Below are 24,608 nucleotides of genomic sequence, written 5' to 3' on the forward strand. Positions count from 1 at the left end.
TGATGAAGACTCCAACCCCTGCCGACGACGCCAGTAGCACTCCGGCCCGCAAACGTACCAAAACTCGGCCCGCAGCCCGCCGGCGCACCCTCGAAAACACGTACTCTGACCCCGCCCTTCGCGAACGGCTAAAAGATGAAATTCGCGCCGCCGCTAAAGGCGGAGAACCCGGTACTTGGAGCGCCCGCAAGTCGCAGCTCCTCACACTAGCGTACCAAAAAGCTGGTGGCGGCTATATCAATCGCCACCCCAACTCTAAGCAAAAAGACTTGAAGGAGTGGACCAAGCAAGACTGGAAAACGGCCGACGGCAAACCCGCCCGGCGCGCCAGCGGTACCACTCGCTACCTACCCAAAAAAGCCTGGGACGAACTAAGTGATGCAGAGAAAAAGGCAACCAACGATAAAAAGAAAGCGGGCTCCAAAGCTGGCGAGCATGTGGTAGCCAACACGGCCGCCGCCAAAAAGGCCCGCAAGAAAGCCGAATAGCCCGCGCCTAGGTCGAATCTTGCTACCTAAGTATCAGTAGACCTCAATGGCCGCCCCTACGCCTTTGGTAAATCCCCACCCTGCCCCCTGCGTGTGGGCGGGGTGAGGTTATATACCTATGCTTAACTCAGTAGCAGTTCGGCGACTTGTCGGCCCGTGCCCAGGGCAGCGTTGAGCGAGGGGTAAGCTACCCAATCGCCGCAACGCAGCAGAGCCTCGCCGAGGCGCAGCGGCTGCTGTGGTGGCTGGCCAGGTCCGTACACAGGCAAGGCGTACGGAATGTGGTAGGTGCGCACGTGCTGCCACAGTGCTGCCGTGGGCCCAAACCACGCGGCCAGCTCGGTGCGGAGCCGGGCGGTCAGGTCCTCATCGCTGAGGTTGTGCTCGCCGTGGGTACTCACCGAAACCAGCCCTTGGCCGCTGGGTGCTACGGCCGGACTGACTTCGGCCGGAAAGGCTACGTTGTGCACCAGCGTGTTAGACGCTGCATTGAGGTGCAGCAGCCGGCGCCCGTGGCTAGGTGCCGCGCCCGCCGTGGTAAAATAGGTGCAGGTAGTAGCCCGCGCGGCTAGGGCCGGGGCCGCAGTGCTGCCGAGCAGCTGCGCGGCGGCCGGCCCGTCGGTAGCCAGCACGGTGGTAGCCGCCCGCAGGGTTTCGCCCGAGGCGAGGCGCACCGCGCGGCCACCCTCTAGCACGGCCGCCACGGGCGTGTGCAGACGCACGGTGCCCACCGGTAGTCGGGCGGCCAGCTGCTCGGGCAATTGCTGTATACCTAGGGCCGGCACGGCTGCATTGCCGCGCGAAAACTGCTGAAACACGAAGGCAAAAAAATTGCTGGCCGTGCCGAGGTCGCGGTCGAGGTACACGCCCCCGAAAAAGGGCCGAAAGAAATTGTTGATAATCTGCTCGCTCCAGCCGTAGTGCCGCAAAAAGCTCAGCGTCGTTTCGGCGGGGCGGGCCAGTAGCTGCTCGGGCGACTGGCCTTGCATCTGGGCAACAAACTTGGCAATGAGCAGCTTGTCCGTAAAAGTGCCGATGGGCGAGCTGAGGGCTGCAAACGCAGCCAGCGGCACGCGCATGGGGTTTTCGAGCACCGTTTCCCTGCCGTTGGCCAGCCTGATTACCGCGCCCGATTCATAGGTTTTGAGCTGTAGCGCGCCGTAGTCGAATATGCGGCGCGCCTCGGGGTAGTCGGTCAGCAAAATCTGAAAGCCGCGGTCGAGCCGGAAGCCATCCGGCGTCACGTCGGTGCGCACACGCCCGCCCACGGCATCGGCTGCCTCGAGCACCACCACCGGGCGCCCCGCGCGGTGTAACCAATTGGCACAGGCCAGGCCCGCCATCCCGGCGCCAATGATGATAATAGGGTCTTCTTCAGTCATTAGCTTAAAGCAAATTCTCCAACAAACACACACCAACCGGCGGCCGGCTACTAGCGCCGGTGGCCTGCTTACGCAAAACGCACCACCTAGGGCGAAAAAACAGGGCAGTACAAGGATACTAAGCCAGCGCCCATGTTGCTTGGCCGCCGTGCTATAGATGGTGCCGTACCGCCCGCGTAGCACATGCCCGCAGCCCGCCCCCACGAGTTCTAGAAGAGCTTGGGCATCTTATGCTCCTTCCATTTCTTGCGCGTTTTTAGGGTATAAAACTCGGCCACTCCATCGCGCTCCTGCGTCACTTGCCAGGCCCCCAGAACTTGGCCAGCCTGCCGGCCCACTGCCCGCAAGCCGGGGTGCTGGGCTTGCAGCAGCTTGGCTTCGGCGGCGGTGAGGTCGCGGCCCGGCTGGCCGTGGCAGCGCAGGCACAGGTTGTGGCGCAGCACAATCGGGCGCTGGTAATAGAAGGTGTCGGCGGCAGGCCGCCCAATGAGGCGCAGCGTGTCGGGCTGCAAGCCCGCCGCCGTCACGGCGGCAGCAGTAGCACCGGCGGCACTAGGCTGCCACTCCACGCGGCGCGGGTGCGCGTGCCACTTGCGCGCCATCGAGTCGACGGCCGGGTAGGCCTGGGGGCGGCAGAAGTTAGCGGCCTTCGCCACGCCGCCTGCCGCCAGCTCGCGGGCCAAGGTGCGGCGCAGCAGCGTGTCGGCATAGGCCGTGAGCGAGTCGCCGGCCCAGCGTGTGGCGTGCAGCAAGTCGTTGGGCGTAATGCGCTTAACTTCCCAATTAGCCGTTTCTTCGGCTATTTGCTTGGTGCCAGGCAGATGCTTTATTTGGTCGGGCCGGCAGGCAGCCAGCGCCAGCAACAGCCCTAGGGCGTAAGTCAGATTGATTTTCGACAAAACCATACTGCTGCCAACTGCTGAGGCCGCCCGAAGGTTGCGGCTCACCGGAGCAGCCACTCGCGCAGCGCATCGTAGCTAGGCGCCAGCGGCACACTTTGCTTGGGCTTCTCCAAGAGGTAGTGCAGCGCAGCGGGCAGCTCCACCTTGCGCCCGATGAGCGGCTCGACCACCTCCGGAAACTTGACGGGGTGGGCCGTAGCCAGCAAGAAGCCTGCGGCAGCGGGGTACTTCCCTAGGTAGTCTTCCAAGGCAAAAAACGCCACGGCCCCGTGCGGGTCGAGCAGGTAGCCGTGCTCGGCTTGCACCCGCTGGATGGTGATGCTGGTGTCGGCATCGCTCACCGTGTAGCCGCTCAGCAACTGGCTAATAGTAGTGTGCTCGTGCTTGAACAGCTCCAAGATGCGCACGAAGTTGCTGGGGTGGCCTACGTCCATGGCATTAGAAATAGTAGCCACGGCCGTTTTGGGCGTGAAGATGGCCGTGCGCAAGTACTCGGCACCCGCGTCATTGGCATTGCACGCTGCGATGAAATGGCCCACCGGCAGCCCCGACGCGTGGGCCAGCAGCCCGGCGCACAGGTTGCCGAAGTTGCCGCTTGGCACTGCCACCACGGGCGGTTCGGCGGGCGCCCACTGCTGCATGGCAAACAGATAGTACAGCTGCTGCGGCAGCCAGCGCGCCACATTGATGGAGTTGGCCGAGGTGAGCGTGCGGCGGCTGGTCAAGCCTTCGTCCAGGAAGGCTTGCTTTACTAGGCGCTGGCAGTCGTCGAAGTTGCCTGCTACCTCCAGCGCCGTAATATTCTGACCTAGGGTTGTGAGCTGCAATTCCTGTAGAGGGCTCACCTTGCCCGAGGGGTACAGGATAACCACCTCCACGCCTGGCACACCCAAAAAGCCGTGTGCTACGGCCCCGCCCGTATCGCCTGAGGTGGCCACTAGCACCGTCACCGGGGCGGTTTCGCCCTGCGAAAAGTACCCTAGGCAGCGGCTCATGAAGCGAGCACCTACATCCTTAAATGCCAGCGTCGGCCCGTGAAACAGCTCCAGCGAACTAATGTGCTCGGTCACGGGCACCAGCGGAAACTCAAAATTGACGGTCTCAGCGCAGATGCGGCGCAAGTCGGCCTCCGGGATGGTGTTGCCCACGTAAGGCCGCATCACCTCGTAGGCAATGTCGGCCTGCGACAGGCGCGGCAAGTCGCGCAGAAACTCTGGCGAGAACTGCGGAATGCTTTCGGGGAAATACAGGCCGCCATCCGGCGCCTGCCCGGCAATGGTAGCCGTGCGAAAATCAACGGGCGGCGACTGGCGGTTGAGGCTGTAATACTGCATACTTTATCGGAAAATAACAGTCGTTGACTGCAATACAGAGGCACTTTGGAGGCGGCGCTAGTGGATTAATGACTTGTCGATACTCTGCTGTGTGCCCGTCTAGTCCTTTGGTTTGAAAGTAAAGCGTGTTTCGACGAAACAATGGCGTGTTTAGGTCATTAAGGGTGTACCTTGCTATTAGCCGCCATTTAGTATTATAAAAGAGAACTTGGTGATGTCCATGTGCTACTATTGCCGCTTGCACTGTGTAGCAGTGGTTCACAAGATGGTATACTGGCTGGTCTCGAGCATTCTTCACGCAACCTAGGTGCTTCCTGACATAGTGCTTTCTGCCAAATGGGTCTTGAGCTACTGCCGCCGCAGTTGGCCGAACACCTATACTTAAGAGCAACACCAGTAGCATTTTCATAGGCAGTTGCCTTTTAAGCTACTACCCGAGCGCCTTCGCTCGCAATCGGCCCCACGTGCAGGTGGTACTCGATGCCCATCTTCTGATACACGCGACCCATGGCCTCGGCCGCGGCGTGCGCTGTGGCTTCGTCTTGGTTCAGCATAAAGATGGAGGGACCCGAACCTGAAATACCACCACCTAGGGCTCCCGCGGCCAGGGCACGCTGCTTGGCATCGGTCAAGCCAGGGATGAGGGCCGCCCGCGCCGGCTCCACGATATAGTCTTCCAGCGCCCGGCTAATCAATTCGCTGTCATTAGTTAAAAAGCCAGCGACCAGGCCGCCCACATTGGCCCACTGGCGCACGGCCAATGAAAGTGGCACCTGGGTCGGCAGCACGGCGCGAGCTTCCCGTGTCTTGACTTCAAACTGCGGGTGTACCACCGCCACCCACAGCGGTGGGGCGGGCAGGGCCACCACATCTAGCGTTGGCAATACGGCCCGCACCAGCGTGAAGCCGCCGCAAATGGCCGGTGCAATGTTGTCGGCGTGGCGCACGCCTGAGGCTACGGCCTCGCCGTACATCGCTAGGTCTACCAACTGCTTGTTGTCGAAGCGGTTGCCCAGCAGCGCATTTGCGGCTACTACGGCGCCGGCCGCACTGGCCGCGCTGCTGCCTATGCCGCTGCCCGGCCGAATGCCCTTCGTAATCTCTACCTCAAACCCGATAGGCTCGGGCACTTCGCGCAGCAGGGCCAGCAGGGCAGCGCCAGCCACGTTGCGGTAGGGGTCGGTAGGCAGGTCGTAGTCGTCGAGGTGCCGGATGACAAGGCCCGGCTGGTCGCGCCGCGTGAGGCGCACCGTATCATACGGGGCCGTCAGGCAGATACCGAGCACGTCGAAGCCACAGCCAACGTTGGCAATGGTAGCTGGCGCGTGCACGGTGACGGAGGAAGGAAGGGGCATGAGCGTAAGAAGCACGTTTGTCCTTGCGAGCGCAGCGAAGCAATCGCGTCTAAACGAGCCGTTCGAATACTGGCTAGGTGCGATTGCTTCGCTGCGCTCGCAAGGACAGGCGGAGTTGATTTACAGCCTGGCGGCCCGGATGATGTCGGCAAACACACCCGAGGCCGTGACCTCGGCGCCCGCGCCGGCGCCCTTCACCACCAGCGGCTGCTCGGGGTAGCGGTCGGTGTAGAAGAGTACCACGTTGTCTTTGCCGCGCAGCTCGTAGAGGTCGTGGCCGGGCGCAATCTGCTGCAAGCCCACCGAAGCTTGGCCATTGGCATACTGCGCCACAAACTTGAGGCGCTTGCCCTGGCTAGCGGCTGCGTCGTAGAGCGCCCGGAAGTGTGGCTCGTGTACCGCCAACTCTTTGTAGAACGCCGCTACGTCGCCTTCGAGACACGAAGCGGGTAGGAAGCTTTCGTTGGCTACGTCGCTCATTTCCAGTTGCTGACCAGCTTCGCGAGCCAGAATGAGGATTTTGCGGGCCACGTCCGAGCCGTTGAGGTCGAGGCGCGGGTCGGGCTCGGTATAGCCTTCGGCCTGCGCCTGGGCCACCACCTCGGCAAAGGGCCGCGAGCCATCGTAATTATTAAACACGAAGTTGAGCGTGCCCGACAGCACCGCCTGCATGCGGCGCACCACGTCGCCGCTGCGCGTGAGGTCGGCCAGCGTGCCGATAACCGGCAGTCCGGCGCCCACGTTGGTTTCGAACAAGTACTTGGTGTTGAAGTCGCGGGCCAGCTGCTTAAGCTGGCGGTACGAGGCGTAGGCGGCCGAAGCCGCGACTTTATTACAGGCTACCACGGCCACGCTCTTGGCCAGCAGCGGCGCGTACTGGTCGGCAGCGGCCGGGTTGGCCGTGATGTCCACGAATACGCTGTTACGCAGGTTTTTATCGATGATAAGCTGCGTCAGCTCGGGCAGCGACAGAGCGGGCGCCTTGTCCAGCGCCTCGGGCCAAGTGGTGAGGTCGAGGCTGCCCTCGTCGCTCACCAGGCAGTGGCGACTGTTGGCAATGGCTACCACGCGCAGGTCGAGGGCCAGCTTGTCGCGGAGGTATTCCTGCTGCTGGGCCAACTGGCTTAGTAGCTTGCCGCCCACGTTGCCCGGACCTAGGATGAAGAGGTTGACCTGCTTATAGGTAGCCTCGAAGAATTCCTCATGCAGCACGTTAATGGCCTTGCGCACGTCGGCCGCCCGAATTACGGTCGAGATGTTGCGCTCGCTCGCGCCCTGCGCAATGGCCCGGATATTCACGCCGTTGTGCCCTAGGGCACTAAACAGGCGCCCGCTGATGCCCGGGTGGTTGCGCATCATGTCGCCCACCAGCGCCACAATGGCCAAGCCCGTTTCAGGCCGCAGCGGCTCTAGGCGGCCGGCCGCGATTTCGGCGGCAAATTCTTCATTGACCACGGCCTGGGCGGCGGGCACGTCACCCTCATTCACGCCCACGCAGATAGAGTGCTCCGACGAGCTTTGGGTGATAAGTACCACGTTGATGCGGGCCCGCGCCAGCGCGGCAAACAGCCGCGCCGAAAAGCCCGGCACGCCCACCATACCGCTGCCCTCTAGGTTCAGCAGCGCTAGGTTGCCGATGCTCGACAAGCCGCGCACCACCCCGATGCTCGGCGGCGGAGCCACTTCTACCAGTGTACCATAGTCGGCGGGGGCGAAGGTGTTTTTAATCCACATCGGAATGCCGCGCTGGCGCACTGGCTGCACTGTGGGCGCATACAGCACCTTGGCCCCGAAGTGCGACAGCTCCATTGCCTCTTCGTAGCTGATGCGGGCAATGGGCCGTGCCGAGCGCACCAGGCGTGGGTCGGCGGTGAGCATGCCACTCACATCGGTCCAGATTTCGAGCTTTTCGGCACCTAGGGCCGCGGCCAAGATGGCGGCCGTGTAGTCGGAGCCACCCCGCCCTAGGGTAGTGGTGTGGCCCTCGGCATCGGCCGCAATAAAGCCGGGCGCTACCCAGAGGGTTTCGGCGGTTTTAGCTTTAAAATCAGTTACTAGCTGTTCGGTGGCGGCCTCTTCAAGTTGCGCCATGCCGAAGCGCGAGTTGGTGCGGATGAGCTGGCGGCTATCGGCCCAAGCGGCGGCTACGCCGCGGGCTTGCAAGGCCGCTACTACCAGGCGCGACGACAGCAATTCGCCATAGCTCATCAGGCGGTCGAGGGTACGCGGCGAGAGTTCACCTAGGGCAAAAATGCCGTCGGCCAGCAGCACTAGCTCAGTAAACTGGGCCGTAAGCCAGGGCTGAATTTCGGCCTGCGCCTCGAAAGAGGGGAGGAGTTGCTCGGCGGCGGTGAAGTGGCGGGCTTCGAGTTGGCGCAGGGCCTGGCGAAAGCTTTCGTCGCCGCTAGCAGCCGCGCGGCCCGCGTTAATGAGCGCGTCGGTAGTGCCGCCTAGGGCCGATACGACCAGCACCACTGGTCCTTGGGCCAGCGCGCGGGTCACGATGGCAATTACCTTCTCGATATTTTCGGCCGAGGCAACCGACGTGCCGCCGAACTTCAGAACTTGCATAAAATCGACCGCCCGATTGGCCGTAGCCCGCCAGGCACTAGAGGCTCAGCGCGAGGCTAAACCAGCGTAAACAATTGGCGCGGAACGCCGACCGCAAAGGACGGTGTTACCACGCCGTATCTTTGCAAACTACTGACTATTTTTTCCGACCACAAAATGCTGGATAAACTCGAAGCCATCCGCGAGCGCTACGACAACGTGAACCACGAGCTCATGCAGCCCGACGTGATGAGCGACATGAAGCGCTTCAAGTCGCTGAACAAAGAATATAAAGACCTAGGAAAAATTATGGTAGAGTACCGTGCTTATCAGCAGGTGCTCAGTAATATAGAAGGCGCCCGCCAAGTTATCTCGACCGAAAAAGACGAGGATTTTCGCGAGATGGCCAAGGCCGAGCTCGACGAGCTACAGCCCGAAGCCGAGCGCCTCGAGGCGGTGATAAAAGATTTATTAATTCCGAAAGACCCGAACGATTCCAAGGACGTTATTATGGAAATTCGGGCCGGCGCGGGCGGCGACGAGGCCTCGCTATTCGCTGGCGACTTGCAGCGTATGTACTTGCGTTTCGCCGAAAAGCAGGGCTGGAAAATGGAGCTGGTGGATGCTATGGAAGGCACCGCGGGTGGCTACAAAGAAATCATTCTGGCCGTGAAGGGCGAGGACGTGTACGGCAAGCTCAAGTTTGAATCGGGCGTGCACCGCGTGCAACGCGTGCCAGCCACCGAAACCCAGGGCCGCATTCACACCTCGGTAGCTTCTATTGTGGTAATGCCCGAAGCTGAGGAGTTCGACATCGAGCTGGATATGAATGATATCCGTAAGGACTTGTTTATGTCGTCCGGTCCCGGTGGGCAGTCGGTAAACACGACTTACTCGGCCGTGCGCCTCACGCACATCCCGACGGGCATCGTGGCCCAGTGCCAGGACCAGAAGTCGCAGCTCAAGAACTTCGACAAAGCCCTGCAAGTACTGCGCTCGCGCATTTTTGAAATCGAGCTGGCCAAGAAAAATGAGGCCGAAGGTGCCCTGCGCAAAGGTATGATTGGCAGCGGCGACCGCTCGGATAAAATCCGCACTTACAACTACCCACAGGGCCGCGTAACCGACCACCGCATCGGCTACACCGTGTACAACCTGCCGAGCGTAATGGACGGCAACATCGACGACTTTGTGGAGCAACTGCGCCTCGCCGAGAGCGCCGAGCGCCTGAAAGTGGGCGCCGAATAAATCGCAGATTGTAGCGGATTTAACGGATTACGCAGTCAGCCCGCCTGCGGCGGGCTGACTGCGTAGGTTGGCTTTTTAATGTTTGTCATGCTGAGCTTGCGAAGCATCTTGTCACGGTTGGGAGTTCTATTCCAGTGTGACGAAATGTTTCGCTGGCCCGGCATGACATTTTTATGTGAGCACTATCGTTAGCAGTGAGACGTTTGGCTGCTGGCTCTTATTCTAGGCGTTTCTGATGTTTAAAAAGCTACTATTCCCCGTCCTACTACTACTCAGTGCTGGTCTTAGCCTGACGCTGCCTGGCTGCAAGCCTCGCGAGGAGGAATTGCAGACGAGTGGCGCGTTAGCGTTTTCGGCCGATACGGTGAAGTTTGACACGGTTTTTACGACCCTGCGCACCGTCACAAAGCGGCTGTGGGTATACAACCGCAACCCTAGGGGGGTGAATGTGGATTTGATTGGTCTAGAAAAACCCGTCTCTTCAGCTTATACCTTGCTCATTAATGGCGATTTAAAGCAGACAGCCAGTAATCTTTTTATCAGAGGCCAGGATAGCTTGCTCATTTTGGTGCGGGCCAAACTGCCCGACAACGGCCAGAATGGCTCGCCTAAGGATTATGTGCTAGAAGAAAAGCTGAATTTTCGTACCAACGGGCAGGACCAACAAGTGTTGCTGCGCTCGTTTGGGCAGAACATCTACCTGCACGATGGCTCGCAGCTCACCGGCAACCTAACGTGGACCAACGACCGCCCGCACGTACTCTACAATGATGTGATAGTGCCAGCCGGTAGTACGCTGCGCCTCAAGCCTGGCACCCGTGTATATGCCCACGCCGGGGCGGCGCTTGTTGTGCGGGGCACGCTGCTTGTGAACAGCCCCACCGACTATGCGCCTGGCACCGCGGCCACCGATACAGTAAAGGCCACCAACACTAACATCGTGCGCTTCGCTGGCGACCGCAGCGGTGAGACCCTGTACGCCACCGCACCGGGGCAGTGGACGGGTATTGTGCTCGATGCTGGCAGCCACGGTAATATCATTCGCTACGCCCAAATTCAGAATGCCTCAGTTGGCGTGCTGCTTTATAACCCTGCTAATGCGAGCCCGCGGCCCGATGTGCTGCTGCAAAACTCGGTTATTCGCTATATCTCGGGCGCCGATGTCAGCTTTGCGGGTAGCAAGAGCAGTCTCGAATACGGCGCTGGTGTGCTAAGCGTAGGTGGCAAGGTGACAATGGAAAATACGCTGCTCAGCGATTGCTACGAATACGCGCTGCTGGGCACTGGGGGCGGCGAGTACTCCATAAATTACTGCACCATTGCGAATTACCCAGCCATTACGAGGGTGCGTAACACGGCCTCCCTGACTTTTTCTAACTCGTCCGCCGACGGCAAAGCCAAAATTCCAGGGCTGACGCTAAGCCTGAAAAACTCCGTGGTGTGGGGCTCTAACCGCGATGAACTGTCCTTTGAGAATTACGACGACTATAGCGCGGGTGTCAGCATTCAAAATACAATGCTTGCCACACAGCTCTACGCCGCTGCCGCCAACGCGCCTAGTAAGCCGGGCTTGGCTCGGCCCGACCTCAATAATCTCATTCCACCGTACAGTTACACTTATCCTAAATTCAAGCAAATCAGTGCTGGTCTTAATAGCGATTATCGCTTGGATGCTACTTCGCCCGGCGTCAACCGTGGCACCCAGCAGGCGCAGCCCCTGCTCCTGCGCGACCTGCTGAACCTGCCGCGCCCAAGTGCCGCGCCTACCCTAGGTGCCTACCAAACCAATAAATAATGGTTAATGGTTAGTTGTTAAAGGCTAATTGTTATTAATAATTAACCCTTAGCAACTAACCATTAACCATTAAAAAAGAATGCGCTACATCCAAAAACGCTTGCGCCTGCCCGCCGTGGCCGAGGGCTTCCACCTCATCACCGACCTGCTGCTGGCCGAGCTGCCTGAACTCGAAAGCCTGCGCACGGGCACGGCCAACTTCTTTATCCAGCATACCTCGGCTAGCCTGTTCATCACCGAAAATGCCGACCCTACCGTGCGGCGTGATTTTCAGGAATATTTCAAGCGCTTGGCGCCCGACAATGCGCCGTACTTCCAACATACCCTAGAGGGCCCCGATGACATGACCGCCCACCTGAAAGCCGCTATGCTCGGCAATTCGGTGACGGTGCCCATTGCCAATGGGCAGTTGCTGCTGGGTACCTGGCAGGGCCTGTGCTTGGGCGAACACCGCCGCCACGGTGGCCGCCGCTGGGTAGTGGCCACTCTCATGGGCGAGTAGCGCCCTAGGTCGGCTATTGCACTTGCGCTTGGGTCTGGTAGCGCAGAGTGTCGAATAATATCAATTTTTGGGTGCCGCGTACTTCGTAGGTGTGTAGCTGACCCTGTTGCAGCGTTAGGTGTAATTGCTTCTGGCCCGAAAACAAGACGTTGTCTTGCCGCAAGGTAGCTTCTAGCTCTTGCGGCTGGCCGCTCGTGCTTAGTACCGAAAGGCGCGTGACCGACGCATTGGGGTGGCCGGGCTGGGCGGTGTATGTGCGGCGCGTAGCTCCGCTGGCCTCGGTAGTCGAGTCGAGGCGGTAGGCCCCGCGCAGGGCCGCTTTGTTGATGTCGGCTTGGTAAAAAATCTGAAGCTCGTCAGCCCACTTCACCTGCGGCACTTGCACGGTCTCGGGGGCGCCACCGCGCAGGGCCACGTGCTTGGTTACGCCAGGGTGGCGGGCTGTGAGCTGTTGCACCTGGGCATCGAGCAGGCCCCGCACATCGAAGTAGGGGCCCACCGGCCGGGGCGCCCCAGGCGCGGCCGGGTCGGGAGCAGTGGGGCCATCGCCGCAGCCACCTAGGGCAAGTGAGGCGCCAACAAACAAAAAAAGACCAGTTCTACAACTCATAGCTAACAGAATGTCCCGCACTGCGCTTCGACACTGCGGGACACTCAGGAAAATCAAAAACACATTGTTTTGTTCAAGACCTAGCCGGCGGCGGGGCGCAGCAGGCTTTGGCCGGTCATCTCAGCGGGCTGGGGCACCCCCATTAGCTGCAGCACTGTGGGGGCAATGTCACCGAGCTTACCATTGGCCAAGCCGCCGATGTAGCCATCGGCAGCCAAGATGCAGGGTACCAAGTTAGTCGTGTGCGCCGTGTTGGGCGAGCCATCTTCATTGCGCATGTATTCAGCATTGCCGTGGTCGGCGATGATGATGCAGGCGTAGCCAGCGGCCAGGCCTGCCTCTACCACGTCGCGGGCGCAGGCATCGGCCGTTTCTACAGCCTTTATCACGGCCTCAAACACGCCAGTATGGCCTACCATGTCAGGGTTAGCGAAGTTGACAACCACAAAGTCAGCCGTATTGTGCTGCAATTCTGGCACTAGGGCGTCGCGCAACTCGTAGGCGCTCATTTCGGGCGCCAGGTCGTAGGTCGCTACTTTGGGCGAAGCCCGCAGAATGCGCTTTTCGCCCTCGAACTCCAGCTCGCGGCCCCCCGAGAAGAAGAACGTCACGTGCGGGTACTTCTCGGTTTCGGCCATGCGAATCTGCGTCTTGCCGTGCGCCGCCAGTACCTGCCCTAGAGTGTTGTCGAGGTTGTCTTTCTCAAAAATCGCCGTCACGCCCTGGAACGTCGCATCATACGTCGTCATGGTGAGGTAGCGCAGGTTGAGGCGGTGCATCTGGTAGGCGTTGAAATCCTGCTGCGTGAGCGCCTCCGTAATTTCGCGGCCCCGGTCGGTGCGGAAGTTGAAGCACAGCACCACGTCGCCATCCTTGATGGTGGCCAGCGGCTGGCCGTCGGCCCCGGTCTTCACGATGGGCTTCAGGAATTCATCCGTCACGCCTTCTTTGTACTGCTCCTGAATGCTCTGAATCAGGTTTTGCGAGGGCGTGCCCACACCATTCACTAGTAGGTCGTAGGCTACTTTCACGCGTTCCCAGCGCTGGTCGCGGTCCATGGCGTAGTAGCGGCCCACGATGGAGGCAATCTTGGCACCCGTGCGCTCAGCGTGTTGCTCTAGCTCATTCACGTAGTGCACGCCGCCCTTGGGGTCGGTGTCGCGGCCATCGGTGAAGGCATGCACGAAGGTCTTGTGCACGCCGGCCTCGTGGGCAATGGTGCAGAGTGCCTTCACGTGGTCGATGTGCGAGTGCACCCCGCCATCCGACAGCAGGCCAATGAGGTGAAAAGGCTTATTATTTTCGCGGGCGTAGTCCAGGGCATTTTTCAGGGCCGGAATCTGGCCCAGCTTGCGCTCCTGAATGGTCTTGCCAATGCGCACTAGCTCCTGGTACACCACCCGGCCAGCGCCAATGTTCATGTGGCCTACCTCCGAGTTTCCCATCTGACCATCAGGCAACCCCACGGCCTCACCTGAGGCCTGGAGGGTGCTATGCGGAAAGCGCTGCAGGAGCCCGTGGTAGTATGGAGTCTGCGCCTGGTCAACGGCCGAAGCGCTGGTATTTGGGGCGATGCCCCACCCGTCTAAGATAACTAGTAAGACCTGCTTGTTCATGCCGCAAAAGTACGCGGCGCACCCCGAAGCCCCTACGCTGCGTAGGAGGCCCCAGCTCCATCTGGAAATGATACAAAATGCCGTTTGCTGGCATAGTTTTGGCTTTATGCCAAGACACAGGCATTTGACCCCTTGGCAGAGCTTGTTACTATGAGATTAATTTTTACCAAAATATTGATGTGCGGCTGGCTGATGCTAGCCGGTACGGCAACTATCCAGGCCCAGGGCGGCGACCAGCTGAGCGCCGTGCGTTCAGCCATCGCCAGCGGCTCTTCGCACGACCTAGCGCAGTACCTAGCTCCCTCGGTAGAGGTGGGCTTCGATGGCGACAGCCAGAACATGAACGCCACCCAGACCGAGTTAGTACTCAAAAACTTTTTTAGCAAGAACGCGGCTGGCAAGTTTGATATTGTGCACCAAGGCGCCGGACCCGACGGCACGCCCTATGCTGTGGGCCGCTACACCGGGCGCAACGGTACCTACCGCGTGTTTATCGGCCTCAAGGCTAATAAAAGCACGCCAGCTATCGATAAGATAGACTTTACCAAGGAGTAGCATGGCTTTCCTAGGTAGCTAAAACTCCGCTTTGCGTCTTTGCGCAGCTGCCAAAATAGCGGCCCGCAAACGTGAAGCGGAGTTTCGCATTGCAGGGTAGCCTAGGCGTACCTTTGTGCTGTGCAAACTGCCTTTCCCGCTCCGTACCTCACGCCCGAGGCGCTGACTACCTTCATCCGAACGGCACTGGCCGAAGATGTCGGCGACGGCGACCATTCGTCGCTGGCTGCCATTCCGGCCACTGCCCACAACCGGGCACACCTGCTGGTGAAGGCCGAAGGTGTACTAGCCGGCGTGGCGCTGGCCCAACTAATTTTCAAGGAAGTAGACCCTGCGCTGCACGTAAGCGTACTGCTCGAAGATGGCGCTCGCGTGCGCCACGGCGACAAAGCATTTACGGTAGAGGGCCCGGCCCGCAGCATCCTCACCGCCGAGCGGCTGGTGCTCAACTGCATGCAGCGCATGAGCGGCATCGCTACCCACACGGCCCACCTCACTAGCCTGCTGGCTGGCACTAAGGCTCGCCTGCTCGACACCCGCAAAACGACGCCCAACTTTCGTGTCTGCGAGAAGTGGGCGGTGCTTATCGGCGGCGGTGTCAACCACCGTTATGGACTCTTTGACATGATTATGCTCAAGGATAACCACGTCGATTATGCTGGTGGCATCGCCCAGGCTGTGCAGGCCACGCATGCCTACTTGCAGGACACGGGCCGCCAACTGCCCATCGTGGTCGAGACCCGTACCCTAGGCGAGGTGCAGCAAGTTCTCGACGCCGGTGGCGTCGACCGCATCATGCTCGACAACATGAGCCCCGAACAACTGCGCGAAGCCGTAGCCCTGGTAGCCGGCCGCCTGCCGCTCGAAGCCAGCGGCGGCATCACCGAGCAAACCATTGGGGAGGTGGCCGCCACCGGCGTCGATTTTATCTCGGTGGGGGCACTTACGCACTCGGCCGGCAGCCTCGATTTAAGTTTAAAAGCCTATTAGCTTAATGGTTACCTGTTGATGGCTAATTGTCAATGAATATTTTGACGATTAAGCACTTTAGCAGTCATTAACAATTAACCATTAATACTTAACCATTAAAAATGAACCAACCCAACCAACGTGGCGGCAGCGGCTACCGCCAGCAGCAGGTGCAGCAGCCCGCGCCCGGCACCATCAAAACCAAAAAATATCAATTTGATACCAATACCTACACCCGCATCGCCATGGCCGAGGTGTGGCGCAAGGAGTGGTGGTACGCCACTATTCCATTTGCAGTAGGGCTGCTGCCGGCTATTATCTGGCACTCGTGGTGGTGGCTAGCGCTGAGCGTGGTGCTCACCGTTTTGTACGTGCTGCTGCGCTCGGCTCAGATTACGGGTATCACCCAGATGGAGCAGAGCAAGCCCCTGTTCGAGCGCATGAACTACGAGATGGACCAGCGCCAGCTCATCATGCGCCAAACCGAGCAGCGCGCTATGGCTCTGCCCTGGGACCAAATTGCGCGGGTACGCCGCGAACCCGATGCTTATTTGCTGTACCTCAAGACGCCAGCCGAAGCGCTTGCTGAGCTGAGCCCTTGGCGGCAATGGCTGGCGCGCACGTTCGATGTGCCGATGTTTTTACATTTGCCTCTGCGCTTGTTCAACAACGACAACGACCGCAAGCTGTTTGATGCCCTGCTGCGCCGCAAAAATCTGTTGGTCGATGGCGCGCCGGCTGCGTAAGTGTATTTCTTGACCTAGACCTCGCATAGATTTTCAAGTTTATTTCCTGCTTTATGAAAAAGCCGCTTCTCCTGCTGGCCCCCGCTGCCTTGCTTTTCCTCGCTTCTTGCAGCAGCGAGCCGTCTGACTGGCGCCCCGAGCAAAAGGTATCGCTCGACGTAGTACCCCCTGGCACTCGCGTAAGCGAACGATTTGATAAGGACGGCGACGCAAGTGGCGATGCAAGCCTCGAGGCTCCGCGTGACCCAAAACATGACCCCATTGGCCAGCCCGCCAGCAAAGTGCTGCAAGGCAACCTGACCCGCCGCGCTGCCCCCACCGCCGGGGCCGTGATGAGCGCTGACACCAAGCCCGAAAACGCTAAGAAGAGCGTGAATAGCGGCACGTCGTCGCAAACCGAAAGCAACGAGAAGCACGGCGAATAGCCTGATTTTGGCACCTAGGGCAACCTACGGGCTCAAGCCGTAGTTTATGCCTCACGTTCCGGTACTGCAAGTGCAACAGTGTTGTGGAATGAGTCACAACATTGTTGCACTTTCGTGTGTTTAGTCACTTATGTGGGTTGCTATTTTACTCTTGACCGCGACGGTACTGGGGGCGGGCGCACTGGTAGGAGTAGTGCCCGCTGCACGCACCACCCAGTGGCTCAAGCCAATGCTGGCCTTTAGCGGGGCTTATTTATTTGCGCTTACCATCACGCACCTGTTGCCCGAGGCCCTTGCGCTGCTGCCGGCGCATCCGCACCAGGTAGGCTACTGGGTACTGGCTGGGTTCTTTGGGCAATTGCTGTTGGAGGTTTTCTCCGAGGGCATCGAGCATGGCCACGTGCATGCACCAGGTGCACAAGAGCGCGGCCACGTGCCCCTGCTGCTGCTAGGGGCGCTAGTGGTGCACTCGCTGCTCGAAGGCAGCATCTTGGTTAAAAGTGGGGCTAGCGGCGAGGTCGGCCGTAATTTCTATGCTGTAGTGCTAGGTGTGGCGCTGCATCACATCCCGGCGGCCGTGGCATTGGCCACACTGCTGCGCTTGCGGCTGGGCTCGGTCGGGCGGGTGTGGCCGTGGCTGCTACTGTTTGCGTTGGCCTCGCCCGTGGGGCTGCTTTTCAGCAACTATTTCGTGCTGCGGCAGCTGCTGAGCAGCGAGGCCTATGCGGCGCTGCTAGGCTTTGTGGCCGGCACTTTCCTGCACGTTTCGACTACTATTCTCTTCGAAACCAGCCCCGAGCACCGGCTCAATTGGCCCAAGTTAGGAGCTACCCTAGGGGGGCTGCTACTAGCTCTGGGCGTCAGCAGTACCTAGGGAACAGAGAGGGCAGGATAAGATGAGCAAACAGTTCCTACATTCACTTACTGTTTCGCTCTGTCCTCCACCTCCTTTTCCCGTAGCTTATGAAGTACATTGTCTTAGCTGGCCTCAGTGCATTGCTAATGGGCCTAAGTGCTTGTCACAAAGAAAGCCCAGAGCCCAGCCAGCCGGAGTATGCAGATTGGTATGCGTTGCGCGCGCCGGAAGCCCGCGACATAGAGGCCGTTTATGGGGACTTAGACGAAACCCTCATCATCTCCACGCACTTCAGCATATACCAGACAAAAGACCAGGGTAAGACGTGGCTAAAGTCTAGTTACAACGCCCACTACGGAGTAGAAGGCTTTGTGATGCGTAATGATACTCTACTAGCCCTAACGGCCACCCTAGGTGGAGTAGGTACCCCCGACGCGTCGTACGCCACAAGTGCTTCGTACTACAGCATCGATAAAGGTGCTACCTGGTCGCCCTACCGCAACTGGACCAGAAGGGTAGACTTCGACCCCAAAGTGCAACTCAATGGTGCTATTTCGCTGGCCGGAACTGCATATAGCATCGATGTGCGTAAAACGCCTGTGAGACCAAACTCTACGACCAATTACATCGAAACGATAGGCGTGAGGAGTGCAACGGGTACGCAGCTAACCCTGCCCAAAGACCACACTATCACCAGTATCTGCTTCGATGCTAAGTCGCGGCTATACGTAACTGCCTCCGCTGCGCTATGCGGTCAGCGAGAAAGTTTTGCTTTTTGTGGTGAGCAAAACGGCGTTCTGTATGTGTCGAAAAAGCCGCAGTTGTAGTTTGCTGCAAGGAGGTGGGTTGCTACTCATCGAGCAGTGGCCCGCCACCTAGTAAAAATCTTTCTAGCTGCCGTGACCGGGCCGTTTCGCGGGCTAGGGCGGCCTGTAGGCTCAGCACGCGCCGGCGCATGAGCATCACTACGTCTATTGCCTCGGGGGCTAACCCTAGGCCGTGGTGCAGGCGCGCCAAGCGGGGTAGCAGCTCGTCGGGCTCTTCTACCTCTACAGAGTCGGGCGCGGGCGCCGGGCGCAACAGCCCAAGCTCCAGAAACTGATGCAGCTCGGCCCGGCCCAGGCCGTAGCGCGTATCAATCTCTTGAAAAGTGAGCACTAATACGTGGGTTTCCATATCAGGTAATGGTTAGTTATTAATGGTTAATGGACTACGGATGACAATTAGCCATTAATAATTAAATTAAACTTCCTCGCCGCGTAGCTGAGCCAACTGTTTAATTAGGTCTTTTTCCTGGTCAGTAAGGTTTTGTGGCAGCTGCACATTCAAGCGCAGGTAGAGGTCACCAAACTTGCCTTCCTGGCGGTATACCGGAAAGCCCTTGCCACGCAGCCGCAGTCGGGTGCCATTGGTGCTTTCTGGCTTGATATTGATTTTGACCGCACCACTCAGGGTCTCTACCGTCTGCGAGCCACCTAGGAGGGCGCGGTACAGGCTCACGGGTACATCCTGGGTAAGGTCGTCGCCGGTGCGCACGTAGCGCGCATCGGGCGAGATGCGGAACGTAATGAGCAGCGAGCCATTGGGGCCACCATTGCGGCCGGGGCCGCCTTGGTCGCGCAGCCGGATGGTTTGACCATCAGCTACGCCGGGGTGGATGGTGATGCGCAGGTTTTTACCATTTACCGTAATAGTGCGCGGCCCGCCGTGGTAGGCTTCCTCTAGCGTTAGCTCTAGCTCGGCCTGGTAGTCTTGGCCCGCGCCGGGGCGGGTGTTGCGGCCACCGCTGGCCCCGCCGCCCATGCCCCCAAAGAGCGAGCTAAAGAAGTCAGAAAAGTCTTCGCCTTCTTCAAACGAAGCCCCGCCGCCAAAGCCTCCGAAGGGGTTGCCGCCTTGGCCACCCTGGGTATACTGGCTCCAGTCGAAGCCTCCGGGGCCACGCCCGGCGCCGCCCGCGCCTGCCTGCTCGTAGCGCTGGTAATCGGCCCCAAACTGGTCGTACTTCTGGCGCTTCTCGGGGTCCGAGAGTACCTCGTTGGCTTCGTTTACTTCCTTGAATTTTTGCTCGGCCGTGGCGTCGTTCGGGTTTACGTCGGGGTGGTGCTGCCGAGCCAGCTTGCGATAAGCCTTTTTTATTTGCTCGGCAGTAGCCGATTTGTCAACGCCGAGTATTTTGTAATAATCCTTGTAGTCCATGAGGGTCAATTATGAATTGTAAATCAGAAATTATGAAATAAAAGAGTTAGCGGCGGGCGGCGAACCTCTAGTCCATAATTTCCACTTCATAATTATTTCAGTGGGTCGTGGCCCCAGTTCATAAGTGAGTAGCGCCAGCGCGAATGCTCCACATCGCCGTGCGGCCGCTGCGCCGAGTGGCGGCTCACGTAAGAATGCACCTTGCGCATGTGGGCCTCGTCGTCGGGCGTGATATCGGCCTTTTTCTTGTGTAGGATGCGCACAATGTGCTCGCCCGACTGGTGGCCGATGCTTTCGCCTGAGCCGCTGTCCTGGCCCACCGACTTCGACTCGTCGGTTTTCAACCATTTTTCCAGCTCGCTAGCCGTCATATTAACGTCGTGCTTAAAGTCGGCGTGGATGTCTGAGGACTCGTGGGCGGTGCTCATAAAAAGACAATAAAATGTGGTGAAAAACGTAGTGGTAATTGAACGCGTAAACACGACTAAACGTTGGCTGCAGCAACTTCCAAATTGGGTGCTAGATTTGTACTGCAGGAAGATTGCTCGATATTATATTAGTCAGCTTGGCACGATTTTTTACTTGTTTCTACTTACCCTAATTTGTTTTTTATCAGATGAAAAATATAGCCCGTATTCTACTGGTTGCTAGTGTAATGCTAACTGTGCAAGGTGCGCACGCTCAGTCGCGGCCCGCGCCGCGCCGCCCCGTGGCCCCCAAGGCTCGCCCGAAGGCTGGTGCCGGTATGATGAAAGACGGCGTAATGATGAAGGACGGCAAGCTGGTTGCTACCGAAATGGGCATGACCAACCCCGTCACCGCCGATAAGACGCTGCGCAACGGCACCATCATCACCACCAGCGGTGTGGTAACCGGCAAAGATGGCTCCACAACCCAGTTGCGTGAGGGGGACTATGTGTCGTTGAGCGGCCGCGTAGAAACCCGCGCCGAAATGGCTGCCCAAGACAGTATTCAGAAGCTGCAAGCCTATGACCTGAAGCACCCCGGCAAGCGCAAGGATATGGAAAAAGCCCGCGAAAAAGCTGAGAAGGCCAAAGAGAAGGCCGATAAGGAGAAAGAAAAAGCCAAGGCCAAAGCCGCTAAAAGGTAACTAGCCGCCTAGGTGCTCCTAACCGTGAGCCCGGCCCTTGCGCCGCCCTAGGGTGGCGCAAGGGCCGGGCTCTGCTGTTAACGGGCAGTGTAGTCGGCCAGAACTGCGAGGCCAGCGGCATCATCGTCGGCCTCTACTACTTCGTCCATTACAAACTGGATTTCGTCATCGGTCCAGCCCTCGGCTTCGGCGGCTTTCACGAAGCTGGCCAACGCTACGAAGCGCCCACCCGCCGGGGCCGACCAGGTAATTTTTTTGCGGATATTTAATTGCTTGGCCATAAGACAAGGAGGCAAGAAGGAGAAATGGGAACTGTAGTGCTTTAGCGTCCCGCGGCGGCGCGCACCACTTTGAGTTGCACGGGGGCCACGCCGGCATCGACAAGGCCGATTTTGCGGGCGGCGCGCTTTGAAAGGTCCACGATGCGGCCTTTCACGTGCGGGCCGCGGTCATTGACGGTGACCTTTACCGAGCGGCCGGTGCGCGTGTTGGTAACCCGAATGCGAGTGCCAAAAGGCAAGGTATTGTGCGCCGCCGTGAGCTTGCTAGGGCGGTAGGGAGTGCCGCTGGCCGTGGGCCGGCCCCTAAATTTATCGGCGTAGTAAGAGCCTTGTCCGGTTTGGGTAAAGGCTGACTTGCTCGTGCCGCAGGCCGTTAGCCCCAGGATTAAGAGGCTGCTTAGTATGGTATTAGCTTTAGAGAGTGCGGAGGGAAAGTGCATAATTTTGGTGTTCACCGAGGGTTCATTGGCCATGCCAGAATAAAAGCGAACCTTGCTGTCGAAGTTTTACCTCTTTTCACTTTCATTCGTTACCGCTATGAACACGTTCAGCAAACTCGTAGCGGGCCTCGCACTGTCAGGCCATATGCTTAACCGCCCAGGCTCAAACTACTCCGATGCTGCAAGACCGCCCTATGGCCGACGGCAAGATGATGGATGGTAAAATGAAAGAAGGTAAGATGCACGGCAAAATGCACAAGGACAAAGTGAGCGAGGAGAAGATGAAGGGCGATAAGATGGCACCCAAAATGTAAGTCTTAGGTTTCCTAGACCACTTTGGTTGCCCGGCTTGGTAGCTTGTGTGAACTGCGGGGCCGGGCAGCTTTTTTGGGTTGGGGGGCGGACTTGGGTGGTGAGGCGGGGCTAGCAGCGCGCGGCCGCACGCGTAAGTCTTGCAAAGCCTCGTAGCTGCCCTGAAAAACATTGAAATCGACGGTGCCCCGGATTCCGGGCACGTAAGCCTCATCGGAGTGCTGCCAGATTATCCAGCGGGTGGCGGATAGGGTAGGGCGGGCCACCTCGTAGTGGGCCAGCCACAGCGGAAATTCATCGAAGTGCCCAGCCAAGTAGCGCTTATAAAACCCATAGTTGCTGTATAGAATGGGGCGCACGCCATAGTGCGCCTCTACTAGCTCGAGCCACTGGCGCACCTCGCGGCGCAGCTCGGCTACGTCGTGAAAGCGTGTGGCTTCGACATCGAGCACGGGCGGTAGGTCGCCGCTAGCTAGGGGCACTAGCTTAATGAATAGCGCGGCCTGCACGGCCCCGTCGCGGTTGGGCTGGAAGTAGTGGTAGGCGCCGCTCAAGATGCCAGCTGCTCGCGCCTGACGCCAGTTGCGGGCAAAGCGGGCGTCGCGCATGGTAGCGCCCTCGCTGGCCTTGATGAAGGCAAAGCGCACACGGTGGCGGGCCACTTCAGGCCAGTCGATACGGCCCTGGTAAGCAGATACATCGATGCCGTGCACCGAGTACCCCGCTAATAGTGGCGTTTTCTCGCGGCCCGTGAGGTAGCGGCTGGTGAGCGTGGCCCAGGTGTGCCGCATGTAGCGGTTGAACTGGCGCTGGTGGCGGTAGTACAGCGTGCCCGCGCCCAGTAGCCCCAGTAGCAGCCCAGCTAGTACCCAGCGCCGCCACGGCCGCCGCGGGCGCGGGGGCGAAGCAGGTAAGCGCTTAGGCACGGCAACAGGCGACATAGGCAGGGGGAGGCGGCCAAAAATAACGCACGCCGCGGCGGTAGCGTATGCCCGGGCGGCACTTGGCAACGCGCCTAGGTCGTTATTTTGTTCTTTCTTCCGCGTTATCCTTTTCTTCTTATGCCTTCCGAAGCCCGCGACGAATCTGGCCACCTTATCCGCGAGCTGCACGGCGTAACGCTGGCCAGCCTGCTCGACTACCTGGTGGCACACTACGGCTTTGCGGGCCTCGATGAGCGCCTGAAGCTCAACTGCTTTGCCGTGAACCCAAGCGTGAAGTCCAGCCTCACTTTCTTGCGCCGGACGCCCTGGGCGCGGGCCAAGGTAGAGGACCTATACGTGCGCCTGCGCACCGCCGAAATTTTGGGCCGGCCCCGGCCCTAGGCGGCTTTTCCAGCGCCTATCTTCGCCACCTAAACTTAGGCGGGCCGATGGCTGAAATTCGTGAAAAGTCGGGGCCGCTGGCCCTGCTGCTGGGCTTCGGGCTGTTTATAGCTTTCGAGGTTGTCACCTATTACGTGCTGCGCTACCTCACGGCGGGCCTCGGTGAGCACGACCAGTTCCAAACCGAGCGCAACACCATCGTTAGCAACTGGGTCAAGACGATGGCATTCTTCGTTATGCATCTAGCCTTGGTAATCGGGGCGGTTTTGGTGCTCAGCAACCGCCTGCCGCGCCGCTACCGCGGGCAACTGATGGGCTGGTTTTACCTAAGCCTGCTCATGAGTTTTGTATTGCTGATACCGCTGTTTTCGTAGGTCGCCCAGGAGCTGGCATCTGCTTGTTATCAACTGCCTACGGGTTACTAATTCTACTTCTTACTTTATATCCTGAAGCTGATGCGTTCCGTTCTCCTCGCGGGTTTCTTGCTAGCCTTTGCCGTGGCCGCGCAAGCCCAAAACGCTGTAGTGGCCAGCGCTTTCGGACTGCGGCCGAGTGCTGGCAATGGTCAGCATACCGTCGAACTAGGCGCTAGCAAAAGCCAAGTCATCAAGGTGCTCGGTCAGCCCACCAAAACCAGCCGCTTCTACTCTGAAATAGATGAGAAGTCGTGGCCCGTACTGCACTACGGTAGCAATAAGCTTTACTTCAACGACAACCAGCTGGCGCTGGTCGAGCTAAACGATGCGCGCCTAACGGTAGGCAAGCCAGGCGCTTCCAGCTTCCGGGTGGGCTCGGTACTACCTAGGGCCACCGCCAAGCCGACGCTAGCCTTTGGTAATTTCAAGGTAGAGCGTAAGCCGGGTAAGTCGCGCAACCTAAGCTACAGCGCCATCAGCCACGGCTATATGAAGACTGAAAAAGGCGAAGGACTCGATGTGCTATACGAGATACAATACGACCAGCAAGGGCGCGTCACCCACATCGCCCTCGATTCGACCTACGACTAACCTAGGGGCCCGAAAATAACAAAGCCACCGTTCATCACGGTGGCTCTCAAGAGGGTGAAACCAGGCGGCCGGTCGGTCCCGGCCATATCGCAGGTAGCTAGGTAGCCGGTCGGTCCCGGCCGTATCAATAAGCCCGGCGCTTAGCTCGGGCGGCTATTAATGTCGCGCTACTAGGCAGCGTCTCTGAAAGGAATAGCCACACGCAACTCGCCGTTTTCGTGGCTAGCGTTGATGCTGGTCAGGTCCAGGTTGTTGGGCAGGTCAAGCTTCTGCACAAACAGCGGAGCGGCCAGTTGGTCTTCGGGCTGGTGACGGAACTCGCCGTAGACAGTCAGGTTGTTGTTGTTGAGCACCACGTGAAACTGCTCGGCGGCTACGCTGGGCATAGCCACGTGCAGCACCACGCCCTTGGGGCGCTGGTTGACATGCAGCTTGGGTTGGGCTACGCCCCCTCCAATAGTGTTGAGCAGGTCGAGCTGAGGAGCGATGTTGCGGATAAATTCGCGGCTGATAAATTTCATAGGATAGTAGCCATTATAGCTGGCTTCGGCGGGTATAAATCAAACCCCGTACCAACTTCCAAATGGCATCCAGTCAACTATT

Annotated in this window: 29 protein-coding genes; 15 read left to right on the top strand and 14 right to left on the bottom strand. The window is 59.1% G+C overall.

The features are described 5' to 3' along the window. Positions 1-2: 2 nt before the first annotated feature. Positions 3-488 (top strand): hypothetical protein, encoded by a 486-nt coding sequence (locus JAO77_RS07595; RefSeq protein ID WP_235998292.1) that lies wholly within the window; start codon positions 3-5, stop codon positions 486-488. Positions 489-610: 122 nt separating this feature from the next. On the opposite strand, the gene JAO77_RS07600 is transcribed toward JAO77_RS07595, so the two are convergent. The 5 genes from JAO77_RS07600 to thrA all read right to left on the bottom strand — a co-directional run bounded on the left by JAO77_RS07600 (position 611) and on the right by thrA (position 8,032). After that, a complete protein-coding gene (locus tag JAO77_RS07600; protein ID WP_198989739.1) occupies positions 611-1,870 on the bottom strand; it encodes a protoporphyrinogen/coproporphyrinogen oxidase in 1,260 nt (419 codons plus the stop codon). A gap of 209 nt (positions 1,871-2,079) precedes the next feature. Then, the gene (locus JAO77_RS07605) at positions 2,080-2,769 is read right to left on the bottom strand and encodes a c-type heme family protein (RefSeq protein WP_213019351.1); all 690 of its coding nucleotides are present in this window, start codon (positions 2,767-2,769) and stop codon (positions 2,080-2,082) included. A gap of 44 nt (positions 2,770-2,813) precedes the next feature. Continuing rightward, complete coding sequence (thrC, locus tag JAO77_RS07610; RefSeq protein WP_198989741.1) at positions 2,814-4,106, bottom strand: threonine synthase; 1,293 nt, start codon at positions 4,104-4,106, stop codon at positions 2,814-2,816. A 422-nt stretch (positions 4,107-4,528) separates the two neighbouring features. Beyond that, a complete protein-coding gene (locus JAO77_RS07615; RefSeq protein ID WP_198989742.1) occupies positions 4,529-5,461 on the bottom strand; it encodes a homoserine kinase in 933 nt (310 codons plus the stop codon). 120 nt (positions 5,462-5,581) lie between these two features. Further along, complete coding sequence (thrA, locus tag JAO77_RS07620) at positions 5,582-8,032, bottom strand: bifunctional aspartate kinase/homoserine dehydrogenase I (protein WP_198989743.1); 2,451 nt, start codon at positions 8,030-8,032, stop codon at positions 5,582-5,584. Positions 8,033-8,188: 156 nt separating this feature from the next. On the opposite strand from thrA, the gene prfA reads away from it, so the two are divergent. From prfA to JAO77_RS07635, 3 genes are all read left to right on the top strand, one after another. Next, positions 8,189-9,259: a peptide chain release factor 1 gene (gene prfA / locus JAO77_RS07625; protein WP_198989744.1), complete on the top strand. Its 1,071-nt coding sequence runs from the start codon at positions 8,189-8,191 to the stop codon at positions 9,257-9,259. A 235-nt stretch (positions 9,260-9,494) separates the two neighbouring features. Continuing rightward, the gene (locus JAO77_RS07630; RefSeq protein WP_198989745.1) at positions 9,495-11,054 is read left to right on the top strand and encodes a hypothetical protein; all 1,560 of its coding nucleotides are present in this window, start codon (positions 9,495-9,497) and stop codon (positions 11,052-11,054) included. A 79-nt stretch (positions 11,055-11,133) separates the two neighbouring features. After that, positions 11,134-11,556, top strand: coding sequence for a secondary thiamine-phosphate synthase enzyme YjbQ (locus JAO77_RS07635; protein WP_198989746.1), 423 nt, complete (start codon positions 11,134-11,136; stop codon positions 11,554-11,556). A gap of 13 nt (positions 11,557-11,569) precedes the next feature. Here the strand turns inward: JAO77_RS07635 and JAO77_RS07640 are convergent, their stop codons facing one another. Next, positions 11,570-12,166: a hypothetical protein gene (locus JAO77_RS07640; RefSeq protein WP_198989747.1), complete on the bottom strand. Its 597-nt coding sequence runs from the start codon at positions 12,164-12,166 to the stop codon at positions 11,570-11,572. An 80-nt stretch (positions 12,167-12,246) separates the two neighbouring features. Continuing rightward, positions 12,247-13,782 (bottom strand): 2,3-bisphosphoglycerate-independent phosphoglycerate mutase, encoded by a 1,536-nt coding sequence (gene gpmI, locus JAO77_RS07645; RefSeq protein WP_198989748.1) that lies wholly within the window; start codon positions 13,780-13,782, stop codon positions 12,247-12,249. Positions 13,783-13,932: 150 nt separating this feature from the next. Here gpmI and JAO77_RS07650 point away from each other — a divergent pair, with 150 nt between their 5' ends. From JAO77_RS07650 to JAO77_RS07675, 6 genes are all read left to right on the top strand, one after another. Continuing rightward, positions 13,933-14,337, top strand: a complete 405-nt coding sequence (locus JAO77_RS07650; RefSeq protein ID WP_198989749.1) for a DUF4783 domain-containing protein — start codon at positions 13,933-13,935, stop codon at positions 14,335-14,337. Between the two features lie 120 nt (positions 14,338-14,457). Then, the gene (gene nadC / locus JAO77_RS07655; RefSeq protein WP_198989750.1) at positions 14,458-15,327 is read left to right on the top strand and encodes a carboxylating nicotinate-nucleotide diphosphorylase; all 870 of its coding nucleotides are present in this window, start codon (positions 14,458-14,460) and stop codon (positions 15,325-15,327) included. A 101-nt stretch (positions 15,328-15,428) separates the two neighbouring features. Next, complete coding sequence (locus JAO77_RS07660; protein ID WP_198989751.1) at positions 15,429-16,052, top strand: hypothetical protein; 624 nt, start codon at positions 15,429-15,431, stop codon at positions 16,050-16,052. A 53-nt stretch (positions 16,053-16,105) separates the two neighbouring features. After that, the gene (locus JAO77_RS07665; protein WP_198989752.1) at positions 16,106-16,477 is read left to right on the top strand and encodes a hypothetical protein; all 372 of its coding nucleotides are present in this window, start codon (positions 16,106-16,108) and stop codon (positions 16,475-16,477) included. Between the two features lie 151 nt (positions 16,478-16,628). Beyond that, on the top strand, positions 16,629-17,351 hold the full coding sequence (locus tag JAO77_RS07670; protein WP_235998297.1) for a ZIP family metal transporter: 723 nt from the start codon (positions 16,629-16,631) through the stop codon (positions 17,349-17,351). An 89-nt stretch (positions 17,352-17,440) separates the two neighbouring features. After that, positions 17,441-18,160, top strand: a complete 720-nt coding sequence (locus JAO77_RS07675; RefSeq protein ID WP_198989754.1) for a beta propeller repeat protein — start codon at positions 17,441-17,443, stop codon at positions 18,158-18,160. 22 nt (positions 18,161-18,182) lie between these two features. Here the strand turns inward: JAO77_RS07675 and JAO77_RS07680 are convergent, their stop codons facing one another. From JAO77_RS07680 to JAO77_RS07690, 3 genes are all read right to left on the bottom strand, one after another. Next, the gene (locus JAO77_RS07680) at positions 18,183-18,509 is read right to left on the bottom strand and encodes a chaperone modulator CbpM (protein WP_198989755.1); all 327 of its coding nucleotides are present in this window, start codon (positions 18,507-18,509) and stop codon (positions 18,183-18,185) included. Positions 18,510-18,575: 66 nt separating this feature from the next. Further along, a complete protein-coding gene (locus JAO77_RS07685) occupies positions 18,576-19,529 on the bottom strand; it encodes a DnaJ C-terminal domain-containing protein (protein WP_198989756.1) in 954 nt (317 codons plus the stop codon). Between the two features lie 92 nt (positions 19,530-19,621). Next, a complete protein-coding gene (locus JAO77_RS07690; RefSeq protein ID WP_198989757.1) occupies positions 19,622-19,957 on the bottom strand; it encodes a DUF3140 domain-containing protein in 336 nt (111 codons plus the stop codon). A 188-nt stretch (positions 19,958-20,145) separates the two neighbouring features. Here JAO77_RS07690 and JAO77_RS07695 point away from each other — a divergent pair, with 188 nt between their 5' ends. Next, the gene (locus tag JAO77_RS07695; protein WP_198989758.1) at positions 20,146-20,640 is read left to right on the top strand and encodes a DUF6799 domain-containing protein; all 495 of its coding nucleotides are present in this window, start codon (positions 20,146-20,148) and stop codon (positions 20,638-20,640) included. Positions 20,641-20,717: 77 nt separating this feature from the next. Here the strand turns inward: JAO77_RS07695 and JAO77_RS07700 are convergent, their stop codons facing one another. Together JAO77_RS07700 and JAO77_RS07705 are read right to left on the bottom strand one after the other, a co-directional pair. Beyond that, the gene (locus tag JAO77_RS07700; RefSeq protein WP_198989759.1) at positions 20,718-20,921 is read right to left on the bottom strand and encodes a hypothetical protein; all 204 of its coding nucleotides are present in this window, start codon (positions 20,919-20,921) and stop codon (positions 20,718-20,720) included. Between the two features lie 41 nt (positions 20,922-20,962). Beyond that, complete coding sequence (locus JAO77_RS07705) at positions 20,963-21,394, bottom strand: septal ring lytic transglycosylase RlpA family protein (protein WP_235998298.1); 432 nt, start codon at positions 21,392-21,394, stop codon at positions 20,963-20,965. A gap of 143 nt (positions 21,395-21,537) precedes the next feature. Between JAO77_RS07705 and JAO77_RS07710 the strand changes: the two genes are divergently transcribed. Then, positions 21,538-21,675: a hypothetical protein gene (locus JAO77_RS07710; RefSeq protein WP_198989760.1), complete on the top strand. Its 138-nt coding sequence runs from the start codon at positions 21,538-21,540 to the stop codon at positions 21,673-21,675. Positions 21,676-21,687: 12 nt separating this feature from the next. Here the strand turns inward: JAO77_RS07710 and JAO77_RS07715 are convergent, their stop codons facing one another. Next, positions 21,688-22,614 carry a glycoside hydrolase family 25 protein gene (locus JAO77_RS07715; protein WP_198989761.1) on the bottom strand — a complete coding sequence of 309 codons (927 nt, stop codon included), beginning with the start codon at positions 22,612-22,614 and terminating at the stop codon, positions 21,688-21,690. Between the two features lie 120 nt (positions 22,615-22,734). Between JAO77_RS07715 and JAO77_RS07720 the strand changes: the two genes are divergently transcribed. The 3 genes from JAO77_RS07720 to JAO77_RS07730 all read left to right on the top strand — a co-directional run bounded on the left by JAO77_RS07720 (position 22,735) and on the right by JAO77_RS07730 (position 24,005). Beyond that, positions 22,735-22,998 carry a VF530 family protein gene (locus JAO77_RS07720; protein WP_198989762.1) on the top strand — a complete coding sequence of 88 codons (264 nt, stop codon included), beginning with the start codon at positions 22,735-22,737 and terminating at the stop codon, positions 22,996-22,998. Between the two features lie 47 nt (positions 22,999-23,045). Next, the gene (locus tag JAO77_RS07725; RefSeq protein ID WP_198989763.1) at positions 23,046-23,372 is read left to right on the top strand and encodes a hypothetical protein; all 327 of its coding nucleotides are present in this window, start codon (positions 23,046-23,048) and stop codon (positions 23,370-23,372) included. 81 nt (positions 23,373-23,453) lie between these two features. Then, positions 23,454-24,005, top strand: coding sequence for a hypothetical protein (locus JAO77_RS07730; protein WP_198989764.1), 552 nt, complete (start codon positions 23,454-23,456; stop codon positions 24,003-24,005). Positions 24,006-24,175: 170 nt separating this feature from the next. Here JAO77_RS07730 and JAO77_RS07735 read toward each other — a convergent pair whose 3' ends face one another. Continuing rightward, complete coding sequence (locus tag JAO77_RS07735; protein WP_198989765.1) at positions 24,176-24,526, bottom strand: Hsp20/alpha crystallin family protein; 351 nt, start codon at positions 24,524-24,526, stop codon at positions 24,176-24,178. Positions 24,527-24,608: the final 82 nt, after the last annotated feature.

Origin of the sequence: Hymenobacter sp. BT559, assembly GCF_016427535.1 — a bacterium.
GTDB lineage: Bacteria > Bacteroidota > Bacteroidia > Cytophagales > Hymenobacteraceae > Hymenobacter.